The organism is Paenibacillus rhizoplanae (genome assembly GCF_042684125.1).
Lineage (GTDB): Bacteria > Bacillota > Bacilli > Paenibacillales > Paenibacillaceae > Paenibacillus_AQ > Paenibacillus_AQ rhizoplanae.
The window spans coordinates 1-18,845 of record NZ_JBHUKY010000027.1; the positions used below are offsets into that span (position 1 = coordinate 1).

14 protein-coding genes and 3 riboswitches are annotated in these 18,845 nt (G+C 50.5%); of the genes, 5 read left to right on the top strand and 9 right to left on the bottom strand.

Features of this window, described 5'->3' with window-relative positions; translation table 11 throughout:
• Nucleotides 1–350: 350 nt before the first annotated feature.
• The 7 genes from ACFSX3_RS16485 to ACFSX3_RS16515 form a co-directional block, all read right to left on the bottom strand.
• The gene (locus ACFSX3_RS16485; RefSeq protein ID WP_209993764.1) at nucleotides 351–1,160 is read right to left on the bottom strand and encodes a transglutaminase-like domain-containing protein; all 810 of its coding nucleotides are present in this window, start codon (nucleotides 1,158–1,160) and stop codon (nucleotides 351–353) included.
• 13 nt (nucleotides 1,161–1,173) lie between these two features.
• Nucleotides 1,174–1,254, bottom strand: a riboswitch (cyclic di-GMP riboswitch).
• Nucleotides 1,255–1,327: 73 nt separating this feature from the next.
• A riboswitch (cyclic di-GMP riboswitch) is annotated at nucleotides 1,328–1,409 on the bottom strand.
• A gap of 125 nt (nucleotides 1,410–1,534) precedes the next feature.
• Nucleotides 1,535–2,188: a class D sortase gene (locus tag ACFSX3_RS16490; protein WP_209993763.1), complete on the bottom strand. Its 654-nt coding sequence runs from the start codon at nucleotides 2,186–2,188 to the stop codon at nucleotides 1,535–1,537.
• 67 nt (nucleotides 2,189–2,255) lie between these two features.
• The gene (locus ACFSX3_RS16495) at nucleotides 2,256–2,660 is read right to left on the bottom strand and encodes a GtrA family protein (protein WP_209993762.1); all 405 of its coding nucleotides are present in this window, start codon (nucleotides 2,658–2,660) and stop codon (nucleotides 2,256–2,258) included.
• The gene (locus tag ACFSX3_RS16500; protein ID WP_209993761.1) at nucleotides 2,650–3,627 is read right to left on the bottom strand and encodes a glycosyltransferase family 2 protein; all 978 of its coding nucleotides are present in this window, start codon (nucleotides 3,625–3,627) and stop codon (nucleotides 2,650–2,652) included. Before ACFSX3_RS16500 ends, ACFSX3_RS16495 begins: the two co-directional genes overlap by 11 nt.
• Nucleotides 3,628–3,723: 96 nt before the next feature.
• Nucleotides 3,724–7,563, bottom strand: coding sequence for a glycosyltransferase family 39 protein (locus tag ACFSX3_RS16505; RefSeq protein ID WP_209993760.1), 3,840 nt, complete (start codon nucleotides 7,561–7,563; stop codon nucleotides 3,724–3,726).
• Nucleotides 7,560–9,560: a glycosyltransferase family 39 protein gene (locus ACFSX3_RS16510; RefSeq protein WP_209993759.1), complete on the bottom strand. Its 2,001-nt coding sequence runs from the start codon at nucleotides 9,558–9,560 to the stop codon at nucleotides 7,560–7,562. The genes ACFSX3_RS16505 and ACFSX3_RS16510 overlap by 4 nt, the downstream gene beginning before the upstream one ends.
• 157 nt (nucleotides 9,561–9,717) lie before the next feature.
• Nucleotides 9,718–11,118: an NCS2 family permease gene (locus tag ACFSX3_RS16515; protein WP_209993758.1), complete on the bottom strand. Its 1,401-nt coding sequence runs from the start codon at nucleotides 11,116–11,118 to the stop codon at nucleotides 9,718–9,720.
• A gap of 130 nt (nucleotides 11,119–11,248) precedes the next feature.
• A riboswitch (purine riboswitch) is annotated at nucleotides 11,249–11,348 on the bottom strand.
• A 309-nt stretch (nucleotides 11,349–11,657) separates the two neighbouring features.
• On the opposite strand from ACFSX3_RS16515, the gene sstT reads away from it, so the two are divergent.
• From sstT to ACFSX3_RS16540, 5 genes are all read left to right on the top strand, one after another.
• Complete coding sequence (gene sstT / locus ACFSX3_RS16520) at nucleotides 11,658–12,875, top strand: serine/threonine transporter SstT (protein ID WP_209993757.1); 1,218 nt, start codon at nucleotides 11,658–11,660, stop codon at nucleotides 12,873–12,875.
• Between the two features lie 401 nt (nucleotides 12,876–13,276).
• Nucleotides 13,277–14,350, top strand: a complete 1,074-nt coding sequence (gene rsgA, locus ACFSX3_RS16525; RefSeq protein ID WP_209993756.1) for a ribosome small subunit-dependent GTPase A — start codon at nucleotides 13,277–13,279, stop codon at nucleotides 14,348–14,350.
• Nucleotides 14,347–15,354, top strand: coding sequence for a phosphotransferase (locus ACFSX3_RS16530; RefSeq protein WP_209993755.1), 1,008 nt, complete (start codon nucleotides 14,347–14,349; stop codon nucleotides 15,352–15,354). Before rsgA ends, ACFSX3_RS16530 begins: the two co-directional genes overlap by 4 nt.
• 152 nt (nucleotides 15,355–15,506) lie before the next feature.
• Entirely contained in the window at nucleotides 15,507–15,710 is a 204-nt protein-coding gene (locus ACFSX3_RS16535; protein ID WP_036696905.1) for a helix-turn-helix transcriptional regulator, read from the top strand.
• Nucleotides 15,700–16,209: a DUF3278 domain-containing protein gene (locus ACFSX3_RS16540; RefSeq protein WP_209993754.1), complete on the top strand. Its 510-nt coding sequence runs from the start codon at nucleotides 15,700–15,702 to the stop codon at nucleotides 16,207–16,209. The genes ACFSX3_RS16535 and ACFSX3_RS16540 overlap by 11 nt, the downstream gene beginning before the upstream one ends.
• Before the next feature lie 166 nt (nucleotides 16,210–16,375).
• Here the strand turns inward: ACFSX3_RS16540 and guaA are convergent, their stop codons facing one another.
• Nucleotides 16,376–17,914, bottom strand: coding sequence for a glutamine-hydrolyzing GMP synthase (gene guaA, locus ACFSX3_RS16545; RefSeq protein ID WP_209993753.1), 1,539 nt, complete (start codon nucleotides 17,912–17,914; stop codon nucleotides 16,376–16,378).
• A 421-nt stretch (nucleotides 17,915–18,335) separates the two neighbouring features.
• Nucleotides 18,336–18,845: a DUF4129 domain-containing protein gene (locus ACFSX3_RS16550; RefSeq protein WP_379313048.1), complete on the bottom strand. Its 510-nt coding sequence runs from the start codon at nucleotides 18,843–18,845 to the stop codon at nucleotides 18,336–18,338.

An 18,845-nucleotide genomic window follows, 5' to 3' on the forward strand; every position in this document is an offset into this window, starting at 1 on the left:
GCGATTGCTCATTTTGAAACATCTGACGAGAATTTTCATTCTCATTTTGGATCTCGCCGAAGCGATTTCCGATACTCACTCGTTGTTCAGTTTTCAAAGATCAAGCTCGTTGTCAGCGACGATTACTTCGTCACCAGCAACTCTTATAATATATCACGTTCGTTTGAACAATGCAAGCTTTATTTTGAAATCACTTTTTTAAGTAATCTCTCATTTCCTTTGCCGTTCCAACAACGCTTATTTATAATAACCTATCCCTCTATTAAAAAGCAACCTTTATATAAATAAAAATAACCCGCTTAAACATTAAGCGGGTTATTCTCAGGAAATGCTATAGTTCACAGCTATTCTTAGTAGAATTTCGCTGCAGTATATTTGCTTGCTGCTTTGACCAGTTCTGTTGACGCGGTGTTCTTACCCAGACCTGCATCCACTGTAGTATCAATCGTTACCCATTTGCCGTTCATGAACACTTCGTTCCAGGCATGGTATGAAGTTACATAGCTTGTATTCCCCATAACCAATTTGGTAGGAATGCCTTCACTGCGGAGCATAGTAGCGAACAAGGATGCGTAATCGTAGCAGATACCTTTGTTGGTAGCCAGTGTGTTATCGTTGTTCGGAATATAATCTGTGCTTACGCTGTTAGCCAGAGAGTAGTCATATTTCACGTTAGCTACGATGTAATTGTAGATAGCCTTAACTTTGTCTGCATCTGTGGTCAGACCCTTTGTAAGCTGGGCTGCCTTTTGAACGGATTTATCGGAAGAACTCCATTTCACATTCTGTACAGAGCTCAAATATACGGCATTCACATTGCTCATTGAGAGAGATACAGTCTCGGAAGATAGTACTTTGTATTTGTTGCCGGTAGTATTCTCAAGAACGGAGACCTTGTAAGAGCCATTTCCTTGTTGCAGCGGGAACGTCTCGGTTGGTTTGGAAGTGTATAAGTTGTAAGTATAGCTGTTATTGTCTTTGGTAATCATGAGCTTCATCTTCTTGTCCTTAGGAACATCATATGAAACCCCGATAACCCCTTGACCAAGTTGTCCAACATTTAACCAGCTTGAATCTGCATTAGCTGCTTGAGCAGTGCCTGTCTGCACGGAAGTGACAATCACAAAAAGTGTAATCAACATTAAATATAACTTCTTCATGGATAAAACCCCTTTCGGTAGCTGGCTGCCATCCTTACGGGAAGGCCCTTTAGCTTTGCGTCCCTACCTTTCGATAGGTTTGCCGTTATCGTATAAGCTTTATCTGTCCAATCTACTACCATATAATTACAGATCCAGAATTAAAACAAACAAAAAAAGCCTCTTCATTCGGTAGCTGGCTGCCATCCATGAAGGGAAGGCCCTGTAGCTTTGCGTCCCTACCTTTCGATAGGTTTGCCGTTTATCGTGTATTAGCTTTCATAGTTATATCTTACCATATCTCTATCTATTAGCAAGACCCAAATCGCTAGATTCCACAAAAATAGTCTAAAATTTTATGTTTTTTCGACTTTTATTGCCTTGTCTTGGACAAGTCAGGTTAACTTCGCATGAATGATGAGTCTGTGGGTCGGGTTGACAAGCGGATCGCAGGTAATGAGGGTCAGAATCTTATCATCATCCTTTCCCTTCAGTACCGAAATATCGGTAGGCTCTACAATAGATACATCATATACAACATACTTGTATTCCTGGCCGCTTGTAATAACAGTAATGGTATCCCCTTTACCGATCTCATCCAGTCTGTTGAACAGCCGTCCTGCCGTTCTTGACCGGTGTGCCGCAATCGCTGCGTTGCCTACCGCACCAATCGGAGCAGTCTCCTTCATATGCGCCGCGGCATGCTTCATATTAGTTTTGGTGGCGCCCTCCAGTACAGGCAGCTTCAGATCGATTTTGTCGATTTCAATAATGGCGGTGATCTTGCCTCCAACTTCAATCTCGGGCGCTGTAGTGGGCACCGGCTCTTCCGCACCGGACTCTTCCGCCAGCAGCTGGGTGACCTCCGCATAGGGCTTGCTCAGATCCTGACTGGCAGGAGCCGTAGCCGAAGGAACGATTTCACTATAGGCCTGTTCAGCCTCTTCCAGCAGCTTCTGCTGCTGACGGTCCTCGTACCATTCGCTTCCTTTGGGGTAGAGCATAATCAGAACCCCGGCAAGTATAATCAAATAGGATAACTTCCGCATGACAATCGCCTCCGCAATATAGAATAAGTGCTAACCCCGCAGGACACGAGGAAGATGTACTGTACCTCTAGAATACCCACTTCCGGCTTCCAAAGAAATTAATGATCACTGTAATGAAGGTAACCAGCACCTTGGCCATCAGCACCTGGATTCCCAGGCGATCAGTCAGCAGATGAATCAGCAGTACCGAAATGCCCAGCACCAGCAGATTCAGCACAATAAATCTCACCAGCTGCATCCGGTCAAATCCGCCATTCCCGCCTCTGTCCCGGCCCTTGAAGGTCACCTTTTTATTCCAGAAAAAGCTGTTTGCCGTCCCGGCGCTGTAGGAAATTATCTGTGCAGGGGTGTTAAGCATCCCCAGGGAATGCAGCAGGGTAAATACCGCGAAATCAATGAACGTGTTAAGCAGGCCCACTGCATTGAATTTCAGAAACTGGATCATGCCTGCACGCCAAGCCTTATCTTGCATAATCGCTTTCCTTCCGCGTGTCTTCGGTCTCCGCATCCGGGTAGCCTTTGGTCTCGCTAACGATATAGAGCGGTCTGTCCTTCGATTCATCATAGATCCGTCCAATGTACTCCCCGATTACACCGAGCAGCATCAGCACAATGCCGTTAAACAGCAGGTTAACCCCGACAATGGACGCCCAGCCCGGCACGGTCCAGGAGGTGAAGACCTTCTGGAATAAGACCAGAAACAGGTAGAGGAAGCTGGAGAAGGACAGGAAGAAGCCGACATAGGAGGCGATTTTGAGCGGCTTGTGCGAAAAGGAGGTGATTCCGTCGAGCGCGAAGCGGATCATTTTTTTGAGCGGATATTTCGTCTCCCCGGCGAAGCGTTCCTCCCGCACATATTCCACCATGGTCTGCCGGAAGCCAACCCAGCTCACCAGCCCCCGCACATAACGGTTCTTCTCCTTCAGGCCGCGCAGCACATCGCAGACCTTGCGGTCGATCAGCCGGAAGTCCCCGGTATCCGTAGGAATTTCTACACTGGTCATGCTGCTTAGCAGACGGTAAAAGATTTTGGCCGTCACCTTCTTGAAGAAGGTCTCTCCGTGGCGCTTCAGCCGCTTGGCATAGACTACTTCATAGCCTTCCTTCCACTTGGCGATCATCTCCAGGATGACCTCAGGCGGGTCCTGGAGATCCGCATCAATCACCACAACAGCCTGACCTTCAGCATAATCCATACCCGCCGTAATCGCCACTTGGTGGCCGAAGTTACGCGAGAAGTCAATCAGCTTGACATGTTCATCCGTATTACTGATTCCGCGCATAATCTCAGCCGTACGGTCCCGGCTGCCGTCATTGACGAACACAAGCTCATAGGAATCCCCGCAACCATCCATTACTTTTTTGAGCCGCTCGTAGGTTATCTGAATGACTTCCTCCTCATTGTACATGGGGACAATTACACTATATCTGGCCTTCACAAGGGTTCCTCCTAAATTTGTTGTAAGCCACAGCTTCCTTGATGCGCTTCATCAATATCAGCTTTGAACATATATCCGGCTTCTGAAGCTCCCCTCCTAGAATACCCAGGAAGGGAACCAGCGAAGGACATGAATGATATAACTGCTGTTCACCTGCATGCCGGATAATACCGGATAGAACATTACAAACAGGATGGCGGCGGCCGCAACATAGGCGTACCGCAAATATCTGGCACCCTGGAACCTGCCGTCAAGCAGCTTCAGGATGTATACAATGGATAGAATCATAAACGGCACCATTGCAAAGTAATGGTACAGGAACGTCTCACGCGGCACAAGCATCCATGGAACATATTGTGAGAAGAAGCCGATCCAGATCATGTACAGGTTCTTGTCCCGGCGCTTCACGGTGAACCATACGGCGGCCAGCATCGCGAAGATTCCTGTCCACCAGATCAGCGGATTCCCCATCGTTACTATGCTGCTCGCCTTGCCTGCCGGCAAGCCTTCGCCGCCGCTGAAGAACCATACGGGACGCTTCATGAACGGCCACTCCCACCAGGAGGAGGCGAATGGATGGGTAGCAACAAGCTGGCTGTGATAGTTGTACATATTCTTCTGGGCATCAATCAGCCCCTTAAGGGTGAACCCCTCTGCCGACGCAGACAGTGAGGGAATGAAGGACAGACTATATACGATCCCCGGAATGACAATGAAGAATCCTATACAGCTGGCCAGGGTGATCACGGTATTCTTCCAGAAGGACTGATCTGCCGTCCTGCAGGCGGCTTTGAGGTCCTGTCCGGTTAGCTTGCCTTCAGCCAGCAGCCGTCCGGCGGCCTTGTATTCCCTATAGCGTTCAAGCAGCACCAGTGCCAGCATAATGGCAAGGCCTGCCCCGCCGTAGACGACAATCCATTTCGAGGCAACCCCGATTCCGAAGAACAGTCCTGACCAGAACAGCGGAACCAGTGTGGTCCGTAGCGGCACCCGGTAGAAATTCATCGTGTAATACCGCTGCATGAAATAGAACATAAGCATAATGAAGAATACACCGTACACATCGATGGTCGATATCCGCGTCTGGGTGAAATGCATGAAGTCCAGGGCGAACAATCCTGCTGCCAGTGCTGCATAGGTAGTCTTACGGAACAACCGCAGGGCCATGATATAAATCAGCGGCAGCATCGCAATCCCGAACAAGGTGCCGATGACCCGCCACCCGAACGGATTGACGCCGAACAGCTCCATGCCTACCCCGATCAGCAGCTTGCCAAGCGGCGGGTGCGTGTTCTCATAAGGCACTATATTATGGTAATGCTCATAAGCCGTACGGGCATGATAGATCTCATCAAAATACGTACTGTTCATGAAATTAGAGTTCTCCGGTATGACGGACTGCTCATCGAACAGATTGGCCGGCGTTCCTCTTTTAGCTGTTGCCCCCGAATCAGGTGTCACGCTTGCTATGGTCAGAGGAACCTTAGGAGCCCCCTGCTCATAGAACGCCATCTCATTGAGGGTGAAGCCTGGAGACGTAACCGAGAGCTTGACATATCTTGCGGATACGTTAAGCGGCTGGCTTTTCCAGATGAAGACATTGCCGACATCCTCGCTTACCTCAAGCGGGCTGCTCCAATTATCAGGGGTCTGGCTGAATTCCAGCTGAAACTTCCCTGTTCCAACACCGCCGAACACATTGACCCGCTCCAGTTGATGGGCCTGCCCCAGATCCACATAGAAGCTCTCGCCGCTGGCCGCTGGCTCCCACAGAGTCTCAGGCGCCTTGTTATCTCCCAGATGATAGAGGGCAAGCGCCCCGTATAGCACGGTGATACCGAGCATCCAGATCCAGTCTTTGCGCTTCAGCTTCAGCGGAGAACGCCGCTCAGCAGGGGCAAGCGGCTTGATGCCTTCTGCAAGCAGCATATCTGCTGCATAGGCCTCCTTGGGAGTAACCGGCTCAGGCAAAAGCTTCGCAGTTCTGCGGATATATACATCGTATCCAATATAGAGCAAATATATCGCAAGAATGATAGTGGTAATAGCTGTAACCAGAACAATTCCGTCAGCTGGCGGATTTCCGCCGGTATTCAGGAACGCCAGTGTATAACCAACATTGATGTACTGGGTCAGGGAGAACCCGAGAAACAAGGTCAGGAAACGCCGGTCCCGGCTCTCCATGAAGGCGAATAAGGACAGGATGAGTACCGGATATAAGTAACGCTCATGCATTTTGGTACCGAATACGAAGACAATCGTGATCAGCACCATTGCGATGAAGTAGGACTTGGAGAGATCCTTACGGTCCTTGGTATTGAAGGAATAATAAGCAGCAAGTGCAACTGCCACCAGGATGAAAATAAAGCCCCATATACGATACGGTATGCCGAGCCAGGTCACATCCAGCGCCGACCACATCGGATCGGTCAAGGCATACAGATTGAATGCATTCACTGTGGAATAAGGATAGGAGGACAGTGTGCTTTTGTAGAGGTTAATCAAGCCTGCAAAACCGCCGTTGTTCCAGAAGAACGGGGCCGCGAGGACAAGAAAGATCCCCAGTCCGTACAGGGCACCCAGCGCAAGCTGCTTCCAGGCCCGGTGATGGTAGAAGGCGAACAGCAGCACAGGTGTGAAAATCAGCGCCTGCGGCTTGATCAATGTAGCGACGGCAAAAAAGATCGCTGCACGTACAAAACGCTTATCGACAACCCCGATCATACTGAGCAGCAGAAAGATGAGGAAAAAGGAATCCGCCTGCCCCCAGGCTGCCGAATCCATCAGTACAGCCGGATTGAACAGGAACAGCATCATCAGCCCCATAGCCAGCCCGGAGCCGAGCCTGATTCGCGCGCTCTTATAGATAATCCAGCCAAGCACCAGATCCGAGAGAATCGCAGGCAGCTTGAAGAGAACCGTCTCGGCACCTGAGCCGCCCGCAAAGTTAAATAATCCGCGCAGCAGGCTAAGCAGGTATAGCACATATAAGTACCCCGGCGGGTAATCGGCGAAATAACCTTCCTCATAGAATTTGCCCGGTCCAAGGTCGGTCAGGCGCTGGCCCCAGGCCATGAAGGTATTCATATCATTTTTATAGCCCTGTGCCGTAAGGCCGATCCAGATCCGCAGGATGAATGCCGCTCCAAACAAAACGTACAGCCAGCGCGTGTAGATTACGTCCTCCTGTCTCAGCAGACGCTCACTGCGGAAGGCTCTTGTGTACAGAAAAGCAAAGAACAGGCAGAATACTCCAGAAAGCAGCAGCAGCTTGGCCGGAGACACCTTATGCGGCACTTCCTCCGGCTTGCTTCCGCCGTCCGCATCTGCCGGGGGAGCCTGGGCTCCGCTGTCCAGTGAGATTATGCTCGATCCCTCTGGTACCGTATCCAGCTTCTCTACGGACAGATCATCGAAATAGGCCTTACCCTGGATGAGATTCGCATAGCCGCCCAGCGCAGCGCCGATTCCGATCTCGGTCTGCTCCTTGCCGGTCTGGCCGATGAACTCCAGACGCTGCCATTCACCGCCGGTATCGCTGGTAGCGGGATAACCGCCGCCAATGCCTACCGGGAAGATATTGGCCCCGATTCCCCCGCCTGCGATGCTGGCTATTTTGACATATCCAGAGATTCTGTAGTAGCTGTCCGGCAAAACGGTAACGGTCTGCACCCACTTCAGGTGATTGGGCTCCAGATTCTCAATCACCGCCGCTTTGCTGCCGGAATGAACCTCTTCGGACTGAACGGATATGGAGCCCGCCGCATCTCCGGCAATCCACATATCCTTGCTCCAGCCTGTAGGCGCCCCGTCTTCGCCTTCTTCAAAGCCCGGGTTCTGCAATACATTCCCTTCGGCATAAGTGCTAGTTACTGGAAGAATAAATAATAAGAGCATCAGTATAACGGTTGCCGCTGCACGTACATTCTTGGTCATCGTTCTACCCTCACCTCGTCAATGTTAATCCAGCCATTACCGCCGGTTATGTATACTTCTGCCTGTATCCCCTGCTCCAGAGTGAACGCAGGAAGTGTGATCTGTTGATAGGCTTCCGCCGCAGGCAGCTCTGTCTCTGCAAGCACCTTACCAGCTGCCCGAATGCCAATCCTCCCGCCGCTGCCGCCGCTACTAGCCATGACGGTCAGTCTGTACTCACCGGCTGTTGCGGTAAAATTCTGCGAAACGATCGTCTCCGCTCCGGGATCAAGATAGGCCAGCTTACTCCCGGCGAAGGGGTTGTTGCCGGCCACTCCCGTTCCCGCAGAGAAGGACCAGCCCGCTGTCCCTTCTTCAAATCCGCCATTTACAAATTTAAATGCAGCAGTCTTGGGTGTGTCCAGAGTCCCGCCATTCTGTTCACTGGTGAGCAGTACGCTGTAGTTGGCAAAACGCTTCACTCTAGATCCGGCGCTTGCCGCAGGCGGCGCAGCAGTATTCGCATAGATATATGCGGCATTCGCAGGCACCCTGTTCAAATCATCAAACCTGTATCTTCCAAAGGAAGAAACCCGCTGAAAGGCTTCTCCCGGATTGGCATACTGAACAGACTTCAGGAAATCATGCGGATTGATCTGCTCATAGAACAACACATAAATATAAGGCATATTCACCTGGTTCGTAAGATAGACTTCACCGGTGCTATGTTCCGAAGCATACTGGACAGCCTCCCCTAAGGATTCATAGAAGGCCGGACCGATTCGCTCAGGAAAATCGCGGAAATAAGTATTGGAGAATAAAATAAACATCACGGCGAATCCGGCCGCGGCCAGGATGGCTACGCCTTTGATTCTGCCTGCCAGCCAGACGAATCCGGTGCTTACCAGCATAATGAACGGATAAAAGATAATATTAATCCGGTTAATATTCACAGTTGTAATCAGCGCCATAAGCACCGCTATCAGGAACCAGAGCAACACGGCTCCCCTACCAGCACTCTCCCTCTCCCGCCGGCTTGTCCACCAGGAATGCAGGAGAACGATCAGGCCGAGCAGCGCAAAAGGCAGCGCCATCGGGTACGCATACCCGTAAGGAGAGATGGAGTTCCAGGCCAAGCCGTCGCTCCCGCTCCACATCAGCTTGCTGAAGGCACTAAGGTTATCCGCAGCCGCCTGCCACAGCCTGCCGCCGAATAGGGATGAAATCTCCTCCACGCGCGGCGTCGTCAGCTTCGGAATCGTGAACAGCGGAGTAGTTATATCCTGCATGGCGTAACGGTTAATGATAATAAATAGTAATATAGGCAGCGCAAGTGCCGCAAACCATACAAAATTCCAGGCCAGGGCACGGGGTCGCAGGACCTTGCTATATAATAGAAGAATTGCCGTAGCGAGCGCAAATAGCGGAACGAAAAAGTACGCTGTTCCATAAGCATACAGCGAGAGGGCCAGCATGCCGGTAAAGGCGTACAGCCACCTTGTATTCGTAAAGGCGCGCAGCAGAAAGTATACGGCTATCAATATCAACGTTGGAAACAGATTCGATTCCAGCGCCCACCTGGACATCATAATATGCCAAGGATTAATGGCGATAAAGAACATGGCAGCGGTCCCGGCTCCAGGCGAGGCCGACAGTCTTTTCATAATGAGATAGAAAAACAGCATGCCCAGTAGTCCCATGATCAGGCTTAGCGCCCTTACAGACAATGGCGTCAGTCCGAACAACAGAATGAACGGCATGGACAAGTAGGCATAGAGCGCATTCTGCCCGCTCCCCCAGGCGATTAGATGAATCGGCAGATGAACACCATTCCGGTCCATCCCGTAGTGCAGAATGGCGTAGGCATCATAGCCGATAGAGGCTTCATCCTGATTCAGTCCCGGTGGAATAGAAGTTATGTATAGAATACGGACTATTGCCCCAAGCAGGAACAGCAGCACCGGCCAGGGCTGGCTACGGAAGGACTTGTACACTCGATTGAATACACCGGACACCATTTATCACCTCTTCAACAATATAATCTAAATATTGGTTGATGAAAAGGGTAAAGCCCAGCTTCTCCCCGGCGGCTTCCCCCTTACAAGAGCAAAAAGAAAACGGCCCCTTCATATAATGAAGAGACCGTAGAATGTAAGTCAGAATCCGTGGAGCTTATTAGCCTTGGCTGCCGATCAGAACATAACGGAGTACAATCAGCACCGCCAGCACCCACATCATCCAGTGGATATCATATTTCTTCTTGCCGGCAATATTCGCTACACAAGCCAGAATAACATAAGTAACAATCCCGAATGAGATCCCGTTAGCAATGTTATACGTAAACGGCATGATCACGAAGGTCAGGAAAGCCGGAATCGCCAGCACCATGTCCTGGAAGTCAATCTCACGAATCGATTGAGCCATAAGTACACCGACAATAATCAGCGCTGCCGCTGTGGCCGGACCAGGGATCAGGGCGACTACCGGAGCCAGGAACAAGGCAAGCAGGAAGCAGATACCTGTAGTTACTGCAGTCAGACCCGTACGTCCGCCTTCAGCTACACCGGCTGCACTCTCGACATAAGCGGTAGTAGTGGAAGTACCCAGCATCGCACCGCCCGCGACAGCTACCGCATCTACGAACATGGCATTACCGACACGCTTCTTACCCTCTTCAGGGTTCTTCATGATTCCGGCGCGTTCAGCAGTACCCACCAGCGTACCGAAGGTATCAAACAATTCTACGAAGGTAAAGGTGGCAATCGCCGATACGATACCGGTGTGCATAATGCCTTCCCAGTCGAATTCCCAGAAGTTAAGCTGTGTGAAGTCAGGAACCCATGGCGTCTGCGGATTGCTCAGTGTACTGAAATCTACAGCACCCATGAGGATTGCAGCCACGGTAGTACCGAGAATTCCGAACAGGATAGCGCCGCGAACGCGCAGTACCATTAAGATGGAGATCAGCAGCAGGCCGATAATCACGAGCTGAACATTGGTGTTCTCCAGGCTGCCCATATGAATTACAGTTTCAAAAGAAAGAACATCTGTAAATTTGTTAGCGGCGATATCGTTACCGGCTTCAACGCCGATAGTCATCAGTCCGCTGTTCTTCAGGCCGATAATGGTGATGAACATCCCAATACCGACGGTAATCGCATGCTTCAGGCTGTCAGGAATGGCAGTGAGCAGAATTTGCCGGACCCTAGTAATGGTCAGGATAATGAAGATAATCCCGGAGATAAATACAGCGGTAAGACCCATTTGCCAGGTGAACTCATGTTCAGTGGTGGCAGAGGATAAGACTACGGAAGCGAAATATGCGTTAAGGCCCATACCAGGTGCCAGAGCGACCGGGAAGTTAATGAATACCCCCATGGCAATGGTGAAAATACCGGCTGCCAGCGCCGTCGCAAGGAAGACAGAATACCAGCCCATATCAATGCGGCCGAAGGCAGTCAGGGTGCTTGGATTAACCGACAGAATATAAGCCATTGCCATAAACGTGGTTATACCGGCCATGATCTCTGTGCGTACTGTGGTGCCGTTCTCTTTCAGTTTGAAAAAGCGGTTCAAATGGTTCTCCCCCTAAGGTTGTATGTTGGTTGTGCCAATACAGCAACACAAAAGCCGGCATCTGGGAAGACACCGGCCCGAAAAAGAGATGGCTGCCCGGAATTCCGGACGATCGCCGGTAATCCCAAAACGAGCTGCTCTTCTTAATCGTAGCCAGGTCATTACGGTGACCTCGTAGAGACTTCCGGGCCGATCCCCGGAATTATACGAATATATTTGCTGTAGCGCTTTATCATTTTAGGGGGAGATGACAGCTCTTGTCAATGGTAAATACGAACATTACCCGTCAGGTTTTGGGTATTGTTCGTAAATTGAACACTTTTATGACAACCACCGCATGGTTAAGGGATTTTGTAATTGAATATAATATATATAAGTGAAAAATTACGCACAGTTTCTCCCACTCTCTTACATAGAAGGTTATTCCCGTGTTAAACTAGCCTAAATATAATCGCCTTAACATAGTAAAGCGGCTATGTATCAACATAGTAAAGCTGTAGGGCTTAGTTATATTTCCATATTGATACCGGAGGGAATACATGAACGCTTTATTGCTCAAATGGAATCAAGTAAGCCTGGTAAAACGAATATTTGTGGGGATCATAATTGGTAGTATCCTGGCTTTAGCGTTTCCTAATGCAACAGGCTTCACCATTTTCGGTTCCTTGTTTGTATCCGCATTAAAGGCCGTCGCGCCAGTATTGGTCCTGCTCTTAGTGATGACTGCTATCTCGCAGCATAAAAAGGGCCACCAGACGAATATGAAGTCGATTATTGCTCTATATGGGTTAAGTACTTTTTTGGCCGGGCTAACTGCAGTTATCGCAAGTTTCATCTTCCCGGTGAGCTTGTCACTTGTAGCGGGTGCGGGCGACCTATCTCCACCTGACGGGATTGTAGAAGTACTGAAGAGCTTGCTGTTTAAGGTTGTCGACAACCCAGTAAACGCACTAATGAATGCTAACTATATCGGTATCCTAGCTTGGGCTCTCCTTCTTGGTATAGCTCTAAGAAGTGCCAATGATAGTACAAAGATAATGCTCACTAACTTTTCTGATGCGGTATCCCATATAGTTAAGTGGGTAATCAACCTGGCGCCTCTGGGCATCATGGGACTTGTGTATGATTCCATTACAGCCAATGGGCTTTCATCCTTGCTTGATTACGGTAAACTACTTCTCGTGCTAATTGGTTGTATGTTATTTATGGCACTTGTTGTTAACCCAGTGATCGTATATCTGAAAATCCGCCGGAATCCTTACCCGCTTGTTCTTTATTGCCTGAAGGAAAGTGGGATTACGGCATTCTTTACTCGCAGCTCCGCTGCAAACATTCCAGTCAACATGAGCTTATGTGAAAAATTGGAGCTTGATAAGGATACCTATTCGGTGTCCATTCCCTTAGGTGCTACCATTAATATGGCGGGGGCAGCGGTTACGATTTCCGTCTTGACTCTCGCTGCTGTTCATACAGTTGGCATTGAAGTGGATTTTGGAACAGCGCTTATTCTTAGTATCCTATCTGCCGTAGCTGCTGCCGGGGCCTCAGGCGTTGCTGGAGGGTCGCTCTTACTGATTCCTCTAGCATGCAGCATATTCGGCATATCGAATGATGTTGCCATTCAAGTCGTTGGTGTAGGTTTCATCATCGGTGTGTTGCAGGACTCTTTTGAAACAGCGCTTAATTCATCCTCGGACTTACTCTTTACTGCAACCGCTGAATATGCGGAAAAACGTAAAGAAGCCAGGAATTCGTGATTAACACGTAAACAAGTGACCGACCATACTTAAACTTTATAATTAAACTTTACATGGATTTTCACAACTATGCATGTTAATCTGAATGTGCTTAGCGATAAGCACTAAATTTCTAACAAGTTCCTTATCCGAAAGGGGATGTTTCGATTGGCTACTACTTATATGGTGGTTTCCGTTTAAAACTGCATAGCAGGCATACATCTTAAAAATCGGGCAAACGCCTGGATTATTTGGTATGCCATCCCAAGTAACCTTTCGTGAATATTGCTGTTTGCTGGATACGATGAAGGTCGTATCTTTTTTGCATCTTGATGCCGTAGAACAGCAGCTTCTTATTGAGGCTGCTGTTCCGCGGCATTTTTGCGTCCACAAAACAACAGATAAGGAGCTACACCTAAAATATGATTGATCTAAAAACCTATGGATATACAGAAATAGAGGAAATCCCGTCCGGATTATTGCCTGGCAGAATTACAGAGCTCCGGCGGGAGCGCTTCACGGTAATCACAGAGCGGGGCGAGTTGACCGCCATACTCAAAGGCACGTTCTATCATAGTGCGGAATCCAGGGAGGACTTCCCGTGCGTCGGTGATTTTATCTTGCTGCGCCCGAACGCGGGCGGGGATTCGCTCATTGTTACGCTGCTCCCCCGCCGCTCCAAGTTCTCGCGTGCCAATTATTCAGGTCATGCCGCCGGCTATACCAAAACCATTCTGGAGCAGGTCGTGGCCACCAACTTTGACTATGTATTTATTCTGTCCTCCCTGAACTGGGATTTCAATGTCACCCGCATGATGCGTTATCTGACCCAGGCCAGGCAGAGCGGCGGCCAGCCGGTCGTCATTCTGACCAAGGCTGATCTCACAGAAGACTATAGCCTCCCGCTGGCAGAAGTCCGTCAGAGCATGCCGGATGTTCCAGTGCACGCAGTATGCAGTCATAACGGTCTCGGGCTAAATGAGCTTGATGTCTACCTTAAGCCAGGTTCAACTGTCGTCTTCCTTGGCATGTCCGGAATCGGCAAATCATCGCTGCTTAACGCCCTGATGGAACGGGATGTTATGAAGGTCAGTGCCATCCGGGAGGAAGACAGCCGGGGACGGCATACGACGACCCACCGTCAGTTGTTCATGCTCCCCTCGGGAGCAATGGTAATCGATACCCCCGGGATGCGTGAGCTTGGATTATTCGACGCTGACGAAGGCATCTCTGCAGGCTTCAACGATGTCGAGGAATGGTTCGCAGAGTGCCGGTTCCATGACTGCCGCCATGAGTCCGAGCCGGGCTGTGCGGTGCTCGCCGCGATTGCTGATGGTTCCTTGCCGCGTGAACGCTGGGAGCATTATAAGGCCCAGCAGCATGAGAACAAGTTCGTTCAAGATAGAACAAGCTATCTTATTCACAAAAATGCCCGCAATCAATCGATCGCGATGCAGAGAAAACAAACCAAGAAAACCGGGGGCTGGAAAAAATGAAGATTCCAACTGAAGCGTTATATACTGCACTAAGTGTGCTTTTTACAACAACTATTAAATCTGCCGATTACCAGATGTTACAGCTACATTGCGGGACCTTGGGGGATGTGCAGCTGGTTACCGGGATGGCCGAAACGGCTGACGGAGAGCAACGGCCGTACCGTATTGTGCTGAAAATCCAGAAGAAATGGGAGCGTTACGATGATCCGGATTCCTGGCGGCGGGAATATGACCTCTACGCTTCCCCACTGGGGGCAACCTTCACAGAATCCTTCCGTTGGCCGGTGTGTTATCACGCTGAGATGAATGAAGCCGGGGATGAAATGAGATTGTGGCTGGAATATATTGATGGCATCTCCGGCCTGGAGCTGACCGGTGACATGTATGAACAGGCGGCATTGGAGTTGGGACGGTATCAAGGGAAGTTGTACGCAGACCAGCCTGAAGTACTGCATAGTCTGGCCAACCTGAGCCATGCAGATTTCATGAAGAATACGTACCTGCACTACCGGTCATGGCCGGTTGTCTACGACTATATCCGTTCGGAGGAATGCGAATTCCCGCAGCATGTACGGCAAATGCTCATCGACATCGATGAACATTCGGACAATATTTTTGCCCGGATTGAACGCCTGCCCCTGGTGTTATGCCACCGGGACTTCTGGGTAACCAACATTATTCATACTGGCGGGACCCTCGTGCTGATCGACTGGGATACCACGGGCTGGGGCTACCTCGGCGAGGATATCGCCAGCCTGATTGCGGATGAGGTTGATCTGGATCACATGATTGAATACTATCAGCGGTGTGTCCCTGCTTATTACCGGGGCTTCGCGGAATATGCGGGAGAGATTGCCCCGCTTGCCGGCCACTGCGTCTACGAATTCATTCTGCTCGTCTTCGGATACCGGCTGGTGGAAGGGTATCTCCATACGGAGAGTGATGACAAGAAGACGGAGTGTCTTCTTACGCTGGAGAAGATTTATGAATTGAAGAGCTTGTAGCTAGCCGCCTAAGCGGGAAGAAGAACTCCAAACCTTAATATAGGGTTTTGGAGTTCTTTTTTGTCATATATAATTGACACATTGACTTATGGAGAGTACGATGAATAAACAGTTAGTCATATATATATGACTTTTTTCAAGGAGGAATCGATATGAACAGGGTTGCAGAATACAGAAAACGCTCCGGCTTGTCGCAGCTTGCCCTGTCGAAAGAGGTCGGAGTTGCCCGGCAGACAGTCAATCTGATTGAGAATGACAAGTATAATCCTTCATTGGATTTGTGCGTTAAGCTGGCCAAGGCCCTGAACTCTGATTTGAATACACTTTTCTGGGAGGTAAACAGTAATGCTGAGTAATATGGAGAAAAGAATGCTAAAGCCATTTGTTGGCTATATGGAGGAAAGAGATGAGTACCAGCGGGGAGAGATCCATCGTGTTCTTGCCGGTGCCTGCATGCATGCCTTGTATCTGACGTCTGGCCTTATGCTCATTAGCTTAATTATGGACACCATACACCACACATTCACATTCGGAACTATGGCTCTGTTCATTGTGCAGCAGTTCGTAGCCTACTACATCCTTATCCGGCTCCGAAAAACCGGAGTTGCAGAAACGGAATACGACATTGATGCAGATTATGAAAAAACAATTAAAGCATTGAAGAAAAAGTTTTTCCTGGCCGGTGCCCAGTGGGGCTTCACTATGCTCGTCCTGATGGAGTTCCTGTTCCCGGCGTTAGCTGGTGAGAAGATCGAAATTCACCTATTCAACATTCTGGTCTGGTGTATCATGGGCGCTGCCTTTGGCATCATTACATATTTCCTTCAAAAAAGAAATATTAAAAAAATAGTTTAGAAGTTTACGTGGAAGCAGCTTTGCCGTCCTTTTAAAGGACAGTACCGTTTCAGCGAGAAGTAGAAGGATCATTTATAGCGTGAAGCCTATACGCTTATATTTTAAAATAACTCTCTCCTATCAGCAGAAAACCGCAGATAGAAGAGAGTTATTTTTTATCCTATACCTATTCCCACTCAATCGTGGCAGGCGGCTTAGAAGTAATGTCGTACACGATGCGGTTAACGTTATCTACTTCGTTGACGATACGCACAGAGATTTTCTCAAGCACATCCCAAGGGATACGCGCCCAGTCGGCGGTCATGCCGTCGATGGAGGTTACCGCACGAATGCCTACGGTGTAGGAATAGGTGCGCTCGTCACCCATTACGCCCACACTCTTCATGTTAGGAAGTGCAGTGAAATACTGCCAGATCTCGCGGTCGAGACCCGCCTTGGCAATCTCTTCACGCAGGATATAGTCGGAATCGCGGACGATGGTCAGCTTCTCTTCGGTCACTTCACCCAGTACACGAATCGCCAGACCCGGACCCGGGAAAGGCTGACGCCACACGATCGCATGCGGCATGCCCAGCTCTTCGCCCAGCTTACGGACTTCATCCTTGAAGAGGGTGTTCAGCGGCTCGATCAGACTGAATTTCATATCTTCAGGCAGCCCGCCCACATTGTGGTGCGACTTGATCGTCTGCGCCGTTGCTGTACCGCTCTCTACGATATCGGTATACAGTGTACCTTGGGCCAGGAACGCGAAGTCACCCAGCTTGGCCGATTCTTCGTCGAAGCAGTAGATGAACTCGTTGCCGATGATTTTACGTTTCTGTTCGGGATCGGACACACCGGCCAGCTTGCCGAGGAAGCGGTCACGGGCGTCGATTTTGACAACATGGATATCGAACTTGCCGACAAAAGTCTCCATGACGCTCTCCGCTTCACCTTTACGCAGAAGGCCGTGGTCAATGAACATACAAGTGAGCTGGTCGCCGATCGCACGGTGAATCAGCATTGCCACAACAGAGGAATCCACGCCGCCGCTGAGTGCGCAGAGCACCTTCCGGTCGCCGACTTTATCACGGATGTCCTTAACAGCATCCTCAATGAACGACTCCATCGTCCATTTGCCCTCGCAGCCGCAGACCTCGTACAGGAAGTTCGAGATCATCTCATTCCCCTTCACGGAGTGGCGTACCTCAGGATGGAACTGAACGGCGAAGAATTTGCGTGCATCATTGCTCATGGCTGCAATCGGCGCGCTCTCTGTACCGGCATCCAGCTTAAAGCCCTCCGGAAGCTCCACTACATGGTCCCCGTGACTCATCCATACGGTCTGCTTGCTCTCAAGGCCCGCTGCAAGCACGGAGCTGGGTGCGAATTCCACATCTGCTTTGCCGTACTCGCGCTTGGCGGAGCGTTCCACCTTGCCCCCCTGCTGCTGTGCCATCAATTGCATCCCATAGCAGATTCCGAAGATCGGCAGCCCGAGCTCGTAAATTGCCGGGTCTACATGCGGTGCATTCTCCGCATAGACACTGCTTGGCCCGCCTGAGAATACAATCCCTTTTGGCGATAAGGCCTTAATCTTCTCCATCGGTGTATTGTACGGCAGAAGCTCGCTGTATACCCCCAGGTCACGAATTCTGCGCGCGATAAGCTGGTTATACTGTCCCCCGAAATCCAGAACAACGATCATTTCATTTGGCTTGTTCATTACTTGCCTCCCTTGATTATTGGATTCATTATACTCATGGTTAATTCTCAGCGTCAAGGAAATGGGGTCCCTTTGCTTCAAGGTTTTGGGCAAGCTGTGGTAGGGGTGGAGGGAATACCTGCACGGGGCAAAGGTAGCGGAAATAGGCTCGTGGCCATGACAGTATGGAATACCTGCAGATGAGCAAATGTCTGCTCATTCACCTCTTCCGGGAGCCGGTATCTATGTTATGGAAATAAAGTGAATAATTACAGCCCTGATTGGCGGTATTCAGCGTTACTAGAGGAAGCGTGATTTTGAATGTATTCGGTTTTTGCATACATTTGCTCCAATCTACGCACCTCCATCCGCGACAGACGGAAGTCATAATTCCCTATATGAAAAGGGCGTCCGCTGCAAGTGCAGGGACGCCGCTTCTCGATCAGGTCAGATGAAAGGTAATCATCAGGCACCGGGCCATGAATGCCGCTGCGTCTGTTGTATCGGCAGCGTTAGGGGGCGACGAGGGCGACATGGGCGTGGCGTCTCCGGTGGGGCACGACGCCGTCAAGGACACTGCGCCTCGAGCAAGGTCTGACGCCGCTAAGGACACTACGCCTCCAGCGGAGCCCGACGCCGGCAAAGGCACGGCGTCTCCAGCGGAGCGCGCGGCCGCTAAAGGCACGCCGCCTCCGGTGCCGCCATACGCCAGGGTCTCCCACTGGCGTACAAACCCCCGGACGGCGGCGCGCAGCCGCCCGTCCTCGATAGCCAGGGAGTCTGCGTACTCCCTGGCGGTAACCCCGGGCAGCGGCGGCCCATACCGCGCCGCCAGCCCGTGCCAGGCCAGAGCGGCGGCGCGCAGCTGCCGCTCACGGCCAAGCCTGCCGGCGCGGCGCACCGCCGGCAGCAGGGCCAGGCTGCGCCGCCAGCGGATGGCGGCAGCCAGCAC